10 protein-coding genes are annotated in these 12,106 nt (G+C 45.8%); all 10 read left to right on the top strand.

Going from position 1 to position 12,106, the window contains the following annotated elements; all coding sequences use genetic code 11:
• Positions 1-15: 15 nt before the first annotated feature.
• The 10 genes from B0H99_RS02415 (at position 16) to B0H99_RS02370 (ending at position 11,805) form a co-directional block, all read left to right on the top strand.
• Complete coding sequence (locus tag B0H99_RS02415; protein ID WP_342750484.1) at positions 16-1,032, top strand: ABC transporter ATP-binding protein; 1,017 nt, start codon at positions 16-18, stop codon at positions 1,030-1,032.
• Positions 986-1,942 (top strand): ABC transporter ATP-binding protein, encoded by a 957-nt coding sequence (locus B0H99_RS02410; RefSeq protein ID WP_106532043.1) that lies wholly within the window; start codon positions 986-988, stop codon positions 1,940-1,942. Before B0H99_RS02415 ends, B0H99_RS02410 begins: the two co-directional genes overlap by 47 nt.
• Before the next feature lie 27 nt (positions 1,943-1,969).
• Positions 1,970-2,983: an ABC transporter permease gene (locus B0H99_RS02405; RefSeq protein ID WP_106532042.1), complete on the top strand. Its 1,014-nt coding sequence runs from the start codon at positions 1,970-1,972 to the stop codon at positions 2,981-2,983.
• A gap of 4 nt (positions 2,984-2,987) precedes the next feature.
• Positions 2,988-3,815, top strand: coding sequence for a nickel transporter permease (gene nikC, locus B0H99_RS02400; protein ID WP_245894356.1), 828 nt, complete (start codon positions 2,988-2,990; stop codon positions 3,813-3,815).
• Between the two features lie 89 nt (positions 3,816-3,904).
• Positions 3,905-5,530: an ABC transporter substrate-binding protein gene (locus B0H99_RS02395; RefSeq protein ID WP_106532040.1), complete on the top strand. Its 1,626-nt coding sequence runs from the start codon at positions 3,905-3,907 to the stop codon at positions 5,528-5,530.
• A gap of 115 nt (positions 5,531-5,645) precedes the next feature.
• Positions 5,646-6,596, top strand: coding sequence for a M14 family metallopeptidase (locus B0H99_RS02390; RefSeq protein WP_106532039.1), 951 nt, complete (start codon positions 5,646-5,648; stop codon positions 6,594-6,596).
• A gap of 4 nt (positions 6,597-6,600) precedes the next feature.
• A complete protein-coding gene (locus B0H99_RS02385) occupies positions 6,601-7,998 on the top strand; it encodes an amidase (protein ID WP_181313549.1) in 1,398 nt (465 codons plus the stop codon).
• Positions 7,999-8,021: 23 nt separating this feature from the next.
• Complete coding sequence (locus B0H99_RS02380; protein ID WP_106532037.1) at positions 8,022-8,747, top strand: creatininase family protein; 726 nt, start codon at positions 8,022-8,024, stop codon at positions 8,745-8,747.
• A gap of 4 nt (positions 8,748-8,751) precedes the next feature.
• Positions 8,752-10,020 (top strand): hypothetical protein, encoded by a 1,269-nt coding sequence (locus B0H99_RS02375; protein ID WP_106532036.1) that lies wholly within the window; start codon positions 8,752-8,754, stop codon positions 10,018-10,020.
• A gap of 54 nt (positions 10,021-10,074) precedes the next feature.
• The gene (locus B0H99_RS02370) at positions 10,075-11,805 is read left to right on the top strand and encodes a M28 family metallopeptidase (RefSeq protein WP_106532035.1); all 1,731 of its coding nucleotides are present in this window, start codon (positions 10,075-10,077) and stop codon (positions 11,803-11,805) included.
• Positions 11,806-12,106 lie beyond the last annotated feature (301 nt).

Here is a 12,106-nt window from a genome sequence, read left to right as displayed (position 1 = left end):
AAGGGGGTTATGAGCATGCTGTTAAAAGTAAAAGACTTGTCCCTATCCCTAAAGAAAAATGGAAAATACGCGACCATATTGGATCATATCTCTTTCCAAGTAGAAAAAGGGGAAACTGTCGGGATTGTCGGTGAATCTGGTTGTGGAAAAAGCATGACTGCGCTGTCTCTTATGCGCCTGCTTCCGGAAAAAGCCCGGTTGGACGGTGAAATCAATTTGATGGACGAAAACATTGCCAAGTATTCGAAGCGCAAGCTGGAAAAGATTAGAGGCAACCAGGTGTCGATGATTTTCCAAGACCCTTTGACATCGCTTAATCCATTGCAAACTGTCGGGACACAAATCGAAGAATCGCTGATCCTGCACCGCAATATGACAAAAGAAGAACGGCGAACCCGTGTATTGAAGCTATTAAAAGATGTCGGCCTTCCTCGTGCCGAAGAACTGGTCAACGAATATCCCCACCAATTATCAGGCGGAATGAGGCAGCGGGTCATGATTGCGATTGCAATGGCTTGTGAACCGCAGCTATTGATTTGTGACGAGCCGACAACCGCGCTCGATGTTACGATTCAAGCGCAGATTCTGGAGTTGATGGGTGAAATTAAACGGCGAACCCAAATGGGCATTATCATGATCACCCACGATATGGGAGTTGTGGCGGAAGTGTGTGACCGTGTCATTGTCATGTACGCAGGAAAAATTGTCGAACAAGGACCAGTACGGGAATTGTTCCAGAATCCGACCCATCCCTATACGATCGGATTGCTCGACTCTATTCCGAAACTTGGGCAACGCAAGCAAAAATTGGGTTCGATTCCCGGCACGGTGCCGGCTCCCGGAAATATGCCTGCAGGGTGCCGATTTGCAGAGCGTTGCCGACATACGATGGATATTTGCCGGACGACGGTGCCGCCAATGTTCGATATAAAAGACGGCCATCAATCGGCCTGCTGGCTTTTTGACGAGAAAGGGGGAGACCAGGATGGCGTTGTTAGAAGTGACGAACTTGAAACAGCACTTCATCATTAAAAAAGGTTTCCTTGGTGAGAAGACAACTGTAAAAGCGGTGGACGGCGTTAGCCTTTTCATCGAAGAAGGACAAACTTTAGGCATTGTCGGTGAATCCGGATGCGGCAAATCCAGTCTGGGCAGATCTATTTTGCGCCTGGCAGAACCCACAGAAGGCAGCATTAAATTTAAAGGTGAAGAAGTAACCGATATGAACGCAAAACAGATGAAAGAGTTGCGCAAAGAAATGCAAATCGTCTTTCAAGATCCATATGCCTCATTAAATCCAAGAAATACGGTAAGGCAGATTTTAGAAGCGCCATTAGCTATCCATAATATCGGCTCCCGCAAAGAACGAAGGGAAAAAGTTGAACTGCTTGTAGAGAAAATCGGCTTGCGAAAAGACCAGCTGAATAATTATCCGCATGAATTTTCAGGTGGGCAACGCCAACGGATCGGTATTGCCCGAGCGTTGATGCTTGAACCCCGCTTGATCATTGCGGATGAGCCGGTTTCTGCTTTGGATGTTTCCGTGCAGTCCCAAGTCTTGAATTTGATGCTGGAGCTGCAGCAGGAAATGAATCTGAGTTATATGTTCATTTCACATGACTTATCAGTTGTCCAACATATATCAGACAAAGTTGCTGTGATGTATTTAGGAAAAGTTGTTGAGATATCCGATGTGGAGAAAGTCTATTCGGATCCGAAACATCCTTATACACGCGCGCTGTTATCGGCTTTGCCAGTACCGGATCCGACGCAGAAAAAAGAGCGGATCATTTTGCAGGGAGATTTGCCGAGTCCGTCAAATCCGCCATCCGGCTGCCCGTTTCATACAAGATGTCCGATGGCAACAAAAGAGTGTGCAGAAATCGTACCGCCTTTGGAAGAGAAAACGCCTGGCCATTTTGCTGCCTGTATCCATACTTAAAATTGCTAAGGAAGGAAGTGCGACTCGATGCATGCCTTACAATTTGTCGCCAAACGATTATTGTTGATGATTCCAATTTTAATTGGCATTAGTATTCTTACCTTTGCGATTTCCAATACCATTCCGGGTGATCCTGCCCGTCTAATATTGGGACCAAAAGCGACGCCGGAAGGATTAGAGGCGCTCCGCGAGGATATGGGATTGAATGATCCACTCTATGTCCAATATGGACGGTATATGGGAGGGATTGCTCAAGGGGATCTTGGACAAAGCACTTATTCCCAGCGTCCGGTCCTAAATGATTTGCTAAGATATTCCCCGGCCACTTTTGAACTGACAATGTTTGCGATGGTTGTCACGTTAGTGGTTGGAATCCCGTTCGGCATTATAAGCGCGAGCAGGAAAGATAAGCTTGCGGATCAGTTTACGAGGATTTTCGCTCTGCTGGGGGTTGCAATGCCTGCCTTCTGGCTAGGGCTGCTGTTATTGCTTTTCTTCTATTTAAAACTGGGTGTTCTCCCAGGATCCGGCCGGTTGGATGGCGGCATGGCGCCGCCCGATTATATAACTGGAATGTATACAGTAGATGCTTTATTGACAGGGAATTGGCCAGTACTCTATGCGGCAATCATGCATTTGATCTTGCCGGGGCTTACGCTTGCAGCGGTGACCATCGGCATGATCACAAGAATGACGAGGTCGAGCATGTTATCGGTATTAAAAAGCGACTATATCCGCACAGCTTACGCAAAAGGGGCGCCGGAAAACCGCGTGCTATATGGCCATGCTTTACGAAACGGCGTCATGCCGGTCATTACATTGCTCGGTATGGCATTTGGCCACGCCCTTGGCGGAAGTGTCCTGGTAGAGGCGGTCTTTTCCTGGCCGGGTCTTGGGCAGTATGCAGTAAATGCCATAAATTACTTGGACTTCCCGGCGGTTATGGGTGTAACGCTGCTTATTGCGGTTATTTTCATTCTGGTCAATCTGATTGTTGATACGCTTTATTTCTTCATAGATCCACGCTTAAAACACAATTAAGGGAGTGGTTGACTTGGTACGGAGAATAACAAGCAGCCCATTGACTGTGCTTGGGCTCGTCATTGTGCTGATCATTCTGATAACCGCAGCATTTGCTCCAGTCATTGCCACCCACAGCCCGACAGAAGTGGATCTGGTCAGTAAATTGGAAGCGCCAAGCGCCGAGCATTATTTTGGAACGGATGAAGTGGGCAGGGATATTTTTAGCCGGATTGTTTATGGCACCAGAATTTCGCTGCGCATTGGTTTATTAGTGGTTGCAATTTCATTTCCGATTGGAACAATCTTAGGAGCGATAGCCGGTTATATCGGCGGCCGGGTGGACCAAGTCATTATGCGAATCACAGATATCTTCTTATCGTTTCCAGGAATCATCTTGGCAATGTCGATTGCGGCGGCACTTGGGCCGTCGATCGAAAACGTCATGCTGGCGCTTGCTGCTACATGGTGGCCATGGTATACGCGGATTGTCAGATCGTCTGTTTTATCGATCAAGCATTCGGAATACATTGAAGCGAACCGGGCACTTGGCGCAAATCCGTTCCGGATCCTATTCAAGGAAATTGTGCCGAACGCCATGGCCCCTGCAACGATTCAAGCATCACTTGATTTGGGATTTGTTATTTTAGCGGCAGCAGGCCTTAGTTTTATCGGCCTTGGCGCCCAGCCGCCTTCTCCGGAATGGGGAGCGATGTTGTCCAATAGCCGTGAGATATTGCGGGAAGCCTGGTGGGCAGCCACTTTCCCGGGGCTGGCGATTTTGTTGACCGTATTGGGATTCAATTTGCTTGGAGATGGATTGAATGATCTGCTTGATCCAAAACAACGCTGATCTTCTGATGAGCCTATTGAAAGGAGGATTGCTGCAGCGGCTCACTTTAAGTTTTCAACATATTCACTCAAAAATAAGGGGGAAATAGAATGGAAATTAAAGCTCAATGGTTTAAGCTAATGGCCTTTTTGATCATGGTGGCATTTGTTCTTGTAGGGTGCCAAAATTACAGCGAAGAAGGGGAAGGCGCGCAGTCTCCAGATGATCAAGCTCCGGCAACAAATGAGAATTTTGATGATAAAGTGTTCAACTTTGCGACTAACCAGGATATACCGCAGCTTGATCCGCACGGTTCAGCAGCAAATACAACTTTTCGTGTAACTTATATGTTATATGACCGATTGGTAACATACGATGGCACTTCAACAGAACCACAGCCGATGCTGGCAGAAAGATGGGAAGTTTCTGAGGATGGAACAGAATATACTTTCTATTTAGTAGAAAATGCTACATTCCATGATGGCTCGCCTGTGACTGCCGAAGCTGTCCAATATTCCTTTACTCGTGCTATGGATGTCGGAAAATCAGCAGCAGGTATTTTCAGCAAAGTCATTGATGAAAACAGCTTTGAGATTATTGACGACCATACGATCAAAATTACATTAAAGCAGCCATTTGCGCCGTTCATCAGCACATTGGGAACTGCATATGCGAACATTCTAAATCCGAATTTGGAAGAAAATCACGGCGACGATTTTGGTGAAAGCTTTCTTGCGGAAGCAGAAGTTGGTTCTGGTCCATACACACTTGAAAGCTGGGATCGTGGAGAAAAACTGGTCATGAAAGCCAATCCCGATTATTGGGGCGAGGCACCTACAATGGAGACGGTGAACATCAACTTTGTTTCTGAAGCTTCAACAGCACGCCTTATGCTTGAAAAAGGCGAAATCGATTTGATCGACAATTCCATGATTTCACCGGAAGTCCTTAGCCAAATGGAAGGGACCGATGGAGTGGAAATTGTAAATGCTTCAGGCTATCAAATTGATTATATGCCGATGAATATCGAAAGCGGTCCGTTGTCCGACGTTAAAGTTCGCCAGGCAATTGCCCACAGCATCAACTATGACGCATTACTTGAAAGTGTTTACCTTGGCCAGGCGGAACGTATTGTCGGTGCGGTTCCTAAAGGAATGTTCGGCTTCAATCCAGATGCGAAACTATACGAATACGATTTGGACAAAGCAAAAGCTCTATTGGAAGAAGCCGGACAAGCGGAAGGCCTGACATTAGAAATAGCCATTTCTGAAAATGATGAAGTCCGAAGCAATACAGCTTTGCTGCTGCAATCAGATTTGGAAAAAGTAGGCGTAACACTGAATATCAAGACGTATGCATGGCCGACATTTCTGGATCTGGTGACAAGTGGAAAGCATGACTTCGGTTTGGTTTCCTGGACGCCGGATTATCCAGATCCAGACTACAACTTGTGGTATTTTGCCCATTCTTCGAGCAAAGGGCCTGGATTCAACTTGGCTTTCTACGAAAACAGCGAAGTGGATGGGTTGTTGGAAGAAGCAAGAACTAGTACAGATGAAAGTTTGCGTGAAAACAACTATCGGGAAATTCAAAACATCATGGCAGAAGACGTGCCATATATTTTTGTAGCTCAGCCTAACTTGCAGGCTGCTTCAAGAACATGGGTAAAAGGGTATGAGCTGAATCCAATGAATGTTTGGTACGTGCCATTCCACAAAATTACAAAAGAACAATAATGTGTGGGAGCGGCTGTTTTAACAGCCGCGCCCCTTTTTAAGGGGAAAGAGGAAACGGTTTTGCGGAATACCGGCAATACTTCCCAAAGGCAAGAGAGATGAAGGGGTGAAACGGATGAACACTAGATGGGAAATCGGATCTTTAGGGGCTGCCTCTGGCGAAAAAATAAAGGGTTATTTAACACTTCCGTCAATAGAAGAAAAATTGCCGGCTTTTATGATCAACGGTTCGGAAGAAGGACCGAGAGTGCTGGTGTTAGGCGGAATCCATGGCTGTGAATATACATCGATCGACGCTGCACAGAAAGTAGGGACTTCACTTGAGCCTGCTTACGTGAAAGGAAAAGTTATTGTTTTGCCGATAGCCAATCCAGCCTCTTTTTATGCGCGAAGCATTTATGTGCACCCGAGGGACAACAAAAATCTGAATCGTATGTTTCCGGGAAATCAAGACGGAACCGATGCAGAACGGCTTGCTTATTGGCTCAATGAGCTTGTTTTCAAGAAAGTGGATTATATCGTTGATTTGCATGGCGGGGATATGATTGAAGCGCTCGTGCCTTTTTCCATTTACCATGTCACTAAAAATGAAAAAATTTTAGCAGCATCTAAAGAAATGGCTTCGCTATTTGATATTGAGTACGTTATAGGCAGCAGTGGGCAAGTGCCTGGTTCTACATATGGGTGTGCGGCGGAACAAGGCATTCCGGCCATAATCGCTGAAGCTGGCCAACAAGGGATTTTAAGTGAAGAGGACTCGGTGCTTCTGCAAAACGGAGTGAAAAATATTTTGGTCTCGCTGGGCGTTTTAGAAGGAGAAGTGAGAAGGAGCGATTCAAATTATATTTCTGTGTTTGATTGGTACCGGTCGGATTTTAAAGGACTGTGGTATCCGGCTGTATTGATTGGAGATGCGGTGAAAAAAGGGCAGATTTTGGGGAAACTGACAAATGAGTTTGGCGAAACGGTAAAAGAAATCGTCTCCGATACGGAAGGCGTAGTTCTCTTTTTGGTCAGTTCGCTTGCCATAAATGATAACGATCCGTTACTTGCAGTGGGGGCATAAGGCAATGGTTTCTTTGCTGGATTTATCACTTTTGGAAGTTGCAGCTCTTTATAGAAAAAAAGAAGCTTCCCCAGTGGAAGTGGCGACAAAAACTTTTGAGCGGCTTCAGAAATTGGAGCCACAGCTTAACGCGTTTATTACGATCATGGAAGAAGCAGCTTTATCACGGGCACGTCAATCGGAAAAGCGGTTTTTGCAAAATGAATCTCTTCACTTACTAGAAGGCATTCCTTATGCGGCCAAGGATTTGTTTTATAAAAAAGATTCGTTGACTACCTGTGCATCTCGGATTATGAAAGATTTTATGCCGGGTTATTCGGCAACCGTGCTGAGCAAACTTTTCCATAATGGGGCCATTTTAATCGGGAAAAACAATATGTTGGAATTTGCATACGGAGTTGTGCATCCGGACTACGGCCAAACAAACAATCCGTGGGATATTACCAAAACATCCGGCGGTTCTTCGAGTGGTTCAGTTGCAGCCGTTGCGAGCGGTATTGGTTACTTTTCACTCGGAAGCGATACTGGCGGTTCAATCCGTATTCCGGCCTCTTATTGCGGAGCTGTCGGCTTAAAGCCGACACGCGGCTTAGTCAGCACCTATGGTGTTTTTCCATTGTCATGGTCGCTTGATCATGCAGGCCCGATTACACGGAACGTGAAAGATGCAGCAATTGTGCTAGATACGATTGCTGGATACGACTCGAAAGATCCCCATTCAAAGTCTGGCAACATTACTGCTTTCGACATGGACCGTTTCGAACAAAGTCAGCCAAAGCGGGTCGGCGTATTGCCGGACAATCGACTGACAAGCCTTGAGCCGGATGTCCAGAAGGTTTATGAGCAGACTTTAAACGCTATGCGGTCGCTTGGTTGGGAGCTCGTGGAGTTTGAAGTGCAGGATTGGAACCGAACGGAAGAAATCGTTTTAAAGGTCCTATTGCCGGAAGCGGCGCACATACACCGGAAATGGATCCATCGAAAAGACGATTATGCAGAAATGACGTACCGGCAAATAGAAGCAGGCATGAAGCAAAAAGCGGTCGACTACCTGGAAGGTTTAAAAGATTTACGGCGATATACCGATGCCGTCTCGACTTTATTTGAAGAAGTCGATGTGATTCTAACTCCGACCGTCGCTTTTCCAGCGCCGGCGGAAGACCCGGAAATCGGCAGTGAAGAAATGGATGAAATGATGTTTACTGGACCATTCAATATTTCTGGCCATCCCGCTGTCTCATTGAATATGGGCTTTACCCGTGACGGTTTGCCGGTCGGTATGCAGTTGGTCGGTCCGCATTTTGGTGATATGGAACTCTTGCAGACCGCATATCAGCTGGAAAAGATGCAAGAGAAAACATTGCCGCTCATTCTTGTTGGATTGCAGGAACAGAACGAGTAGCACAGGAGGAGAATGCAAACAGTATGGATATGATGACGATGAACTTGAGTCAGTTTAAGGAGTTTCAAGAAACTTCCAATACCGTGCTGGTGCCGATTGGCATGATCGAAGCTCATGGTCCGCATTGCGCGCTCGGCACCGACGTGCTTATTCCCCGGGAATTTGTCCGGCGGCTGGAAGAGGCGCTCGGCGATAAAATTCTGATGGCACCGGAAGTAACATATGGCCATTCCTGGGGGCTTGCGGCCTTTGCGGGGACAATTGATGTATCTGCAGAGGCTTTCTCCAACTATGTTATGGATATTTGCAGAGGATTTTCAAATAATGGCTTTACTAATATCATTTTGTTCAATGGACACGGGGGAAATATTTCAAGTTTGGACATCGTGACGGAAAAACTGGCGGATTTGAACGTTCGGACACTGACCATCAATTGGTATTTGGATTACCGGGAAGACATTAAACAGATTACGCCGGATCCGGGCCATGCAGGAGAAGACGAAACTGCTTTAGTCTTAGCTATCAATGAAAACTATGCCTATACAAAGGGTGTAGGCAGCCATACGATTCCATTGCCGAAGCGGTTTCGCTTTAAAAACGGGGGCAAGACGCTTTACCCGGAAGCGTTCTCTGGCAATGCAGAAGCTGCTACCGCCCAAAAAGGCGAACAATTATACGAAATGATGATGAAATTGATTGTCCAAGATATTAAGAAGTTGTGGGAACTTGAGCGAAAACAAGGGGGATGAACAGATGGTATTGCGTTGGACTTCTGAACCAATTGGAGATGCGATTGTTGATATCGTGCTTAGTTTGAACGAACAAGCGCAGAAGCTGCATAGACAGGAGGTGGCTACAGCAAGCTATAGCCACATTAAACCGTCTCTTTCGAGTTTGGATCACATAGGGCGGAAAATTGAGGAAGTAGAGCGCCAGATTCAAGGATTAGAAGGCCATCCGGGTCGCTATTTGAGGTCAATGGTTAACGCCTATCGCTATTTTTGCCGCAGCCTCCAAGGAGATGCGTTGCCATATTCGGAATACATCCAAAACATCCAGGAATTGCCGACACCCTTGATTACAGAAGAAACGATGAGAAAACAAAAGCATGTAGTCGAAGAAGGGCTCACCAATTTAGGTTATAAAGGATCGCTAAAAGAAAAAGCAGACAAGTGGCATGAAGACACGTTAATCTCTCCAGAACAGGTTATTGCAGTAGCAGAATCCATGAGGGAAAAAAGTAAGGAAGGCACATTAAAGCGTGTTATCTTATTACCGGAAGAAGACGGTATTGATTGGATCAAACCGATTACGGGCGTATTTTGGAGCGGCTATTCAAAATACACAGGAGAATACCGAGGCAATTTAACATTCAATATCGACCGGCCGTGGACAGAACCGGTACTGGCCCAAATTATGACCCATGAAGCTTATCCAGGGCATCAGGCGTTCTATTGCCGTTGGGATTATTTGTATCAGCAAGGGAAGTTGCCAATAGAAGCTTCTTACTATTTAATCAACAGTCCTACAAACGCTTTGTTTGAAGGCGGTCCTGAAAGCGCGTTGCATTTTTTGGGATGGGACCGTGACGAAGAAGAAACGGAAGGCATTCTCTCCAGTGCTAAACAGCAATACAAGCTTGCCCGCGATTTCATCGATATGCAAAGGATGGCGCAGACTAATGCGTGTTTCTTGTTCAACGATGGTGAGATCGACAAAGCGGAAGCGGTCGAGTACATGAAGAAAGAAGGCAATTTGGGTGATGTCGAAGCAAACAATTGCTATCGCTTTTTCTCGGATCCTATCCAAAAAACATACTATCCGGCTTATTATTATGGCCGCTGGATGGTTGGCAAAGGCTATGATGCCATTGCCAAGGAAAAACGGGCCGACTTTTTCGAACAGCTCTACGACACGCCGCATACAACCAATACTTTCATAGATGCCATCAGCAAAATGACAGGAACTCCATTCCGGCCGTTTGACCAGGAGAAAAAAGCAAAAGAAGATTTTGTATTGTAGTAAGAAAAACGGCCTTCCTAAAAAGGCCGTTTTTTAGAGAAAGGAGCGGTTAACGTGAATGCCGAATTAAACCATGAACACGGGCAATTGATTGATGCGGTTTCCGCAGACCAGTTGATGGAATTTACTGCGCAACTTACGAAAGAAGTCCGGCTATCCGGATCCAAGGAAGAATTGCGGGCATTTAAATATGCTAAAGATGTATTGGATAGATTAGGTTTAGAAACAACATTAAACTTTCATGACGGTTTCATCAGTTTGCCGGTGGAAGCGGACTTGGAAATAGCTGGAGAACGCTTTTCCTGTATTACGCATTCCATGTCGGTTTCTACCGGGGAGGCGGGAGTAGAAGGACAACTGGTTTACATAAAAGAGCTGGATGGGCCATTGGATGTGAATGGGAAAATCGTCTTGACTGAAGGCATTGCGACGCCGAGTGCGGTGCAACAGATGGAAAATGCCGGAGCGATCGGTGCGATTTTTATCAACGGAGCTTTAACACACGAAATGACGGTATCGCGGGTGTGGGGAAATCCGACACCTGAGAAGAAAAAACAATTTCCCTTTATCCCGGTTTTATCAATTGCACAAAAAGAAGGAGGCCTGATTAAGGAGAGGCTTGAACAAAGTGACAGCCTTTTTGTCTGGCTTAAGACAATAGTGGATACCGGCTGGCGAAAAATCCCCACATTAGTCGCTGAAATAAAAGGCTTAAATGAACCCGAAAAGTTTGTCTTGTTCAGCGGCCATATTGACTCCTGGCATTACGGGGCGATGGACAATGGAGGAGCAAATGCCACTATGCTCGAAGTTGCACGAGTTATCCAAGAACAGGAAATCCCTTTAAGCAGAAGCTTGCGCATCGCTTTCTGGTCCGGGCACTCGCACGGACGTTATGCGGGTTCCACTTATTATTGTGATACTCATTGGGAAGACTTGCACGAAAATTGCACGCTTCACGTTTATATCGACTCGGTTGGAGGCAAAGGGGCCACAATACTAGGCGAAAGCAATTGCATGGCTGAAACAAAAGACTTCGGCGGCTCGTTTGTCGAGGCGTTGACGGGCGAAAAATTTATTGGCAAAAGATTTGGACGGGGAGGAGACCAGTCTTTTTGGGGACCCGGAGTGCCAGCGCTTTTCATGGGGTTGTCTGAACAGCCCCTTGATGATAGTTTAGCTTCTAAAACCTTAGTGAAATTATTTGGCGGGATCAAATCGGGCGGCTTTGGCTGGTGGTGGCATACTACAGAGGATACACTGGATAAACTGGATAAGGACAACTTGAAACGGGACTGCCAAATTTACGCAGCTGTGCTATACGATGCCTGCACAAGAAAAATTTTGCCGCTGAACCAAACAGCTGGGATTAGAGAATTAAAACAGGCCTTAACGGGATATGCAGAACTTGCAGGGGATCGGTTGGATTTAAACGTGGCTCTCGAACGAATCAATCGGCTGGAAGAGATGGCCGACAAGGTCGAGAAAATTATAGTGGAACAAGAATGGACAGAACCGCAGGCGAAAGAAATTAATAGTCGTTTGCTTGAATTGTCCCATTATTTGATTCCATTAAATTATGTGAATGGAGACATCCATGACCATGATCTAGCGATGAATCAACCACCTCTGCCGTTATTAAAAGAAATTTCAGCACTTGCGGCCGCCCCTCCTGGAAGTGACGAAGAAAAAGAATGGCAAACCCATTTAAAGCGGCGTCTAAATAAAGTGGAATACCAGTTGCTGCAAGCTATCCGGACAACTGAAACGTTAATCCGGTATTAAAAATCTTTATTCGGATATTACTCAAGTTAGAGGTTAACCATCTCAAGGAACCCAAAAACCATCCTTTTATAAAGAGGATGGTTTTTAGAATGGCATGAATAGTAGAAGATAGGCCCATAGGCATAAGTTTAATTTACTAAATCATCCATTTCTATAAAACTACAACAAAATTTTCCCAATTACATGTTAGTGTTTTTTCTGGTAACTTTTAGTTGTGGCCCCCTTCGATATAAAAAGTGGGGAAAGCAAACACGGGACGCCGGGCTTCGCTTTTTCGCCAAAATCAGAAATGGAAAAGGAG

Source organism: Planomicrobium soli (genome assembly GCF_003014655.1).
GTDB lineage: Bacteria > Bacillota > Bacilli > Bacillales_A > Planococcaceae > Planococcus > Planococcus soli_B.
Note: the sequence above shows the minus strand (reverse complement) of the source record. Positions and strands in the feature narration are given on the sequence as shown.

What these genes read in the sequence shown, in the direction of transcription:
- B0H99_RS02415 (WP_342750484.1), top strand. Translation starts at nt 16, where the DNA reads ATGCTGTTAAAAGTAAAAGACTTGTCCCTATCCCTAAAGAAAAATGGA.
- B0H99_RS02410 (WP_106532043.1), top strand. Translation starts at nt 986, where the DNA reads ATGGCGTTGTTAGAAGTGACGAACTTGAAACAGCACTTCATCATTAAA.
- B0H99_RS02405 (WP_106532042.1), top strand. Translation starts at nt 1,970, where the DNA reads ATGCATGCCTTACAATTTGTCGCCAAACGATTATTGTTGATGATTCCA.
- B0H99_RS02395 (WP_106532040.1), top strand. Translation starts at nt 3,905, where the DNA reads ATGGAAATTAAAGCTCAATGGTTTAAGCTAATGGCCTTTTTGATCATG.
- B0H99_RS02390 (WP_106532039.1), top strand. Translation starts at nt 5,646, where the DNA reads ATGAACACTAGATGGGAAATCGGATCTTTAGGGGCTGCCTCTGGCGAA.
- B0H99_RS02385 (WP_181313549.1), top strand. Translation starts at nt 6,601, where the DNA reads ATGGTTTCTTTGCTGGATTTATCACTTTTGGAAGTTGCAGCTCTTTAT.
- B0H99_RS02380 (WP_106532037.1), top strand. Translation starts at nt 8,022, where the DNA reads ATGGATATGATGACGATGAACTTGAGTCAGTTTAAGGAGTTTCAAGAA.
- B0H99_RS02375 (WP_106532036.1), top strand. Translation starts at nt 8,752, where the DNA reads ATGGTATTGCGTTGGACTTCTGAACCAATTGGAGATGCGATTGTTGAT.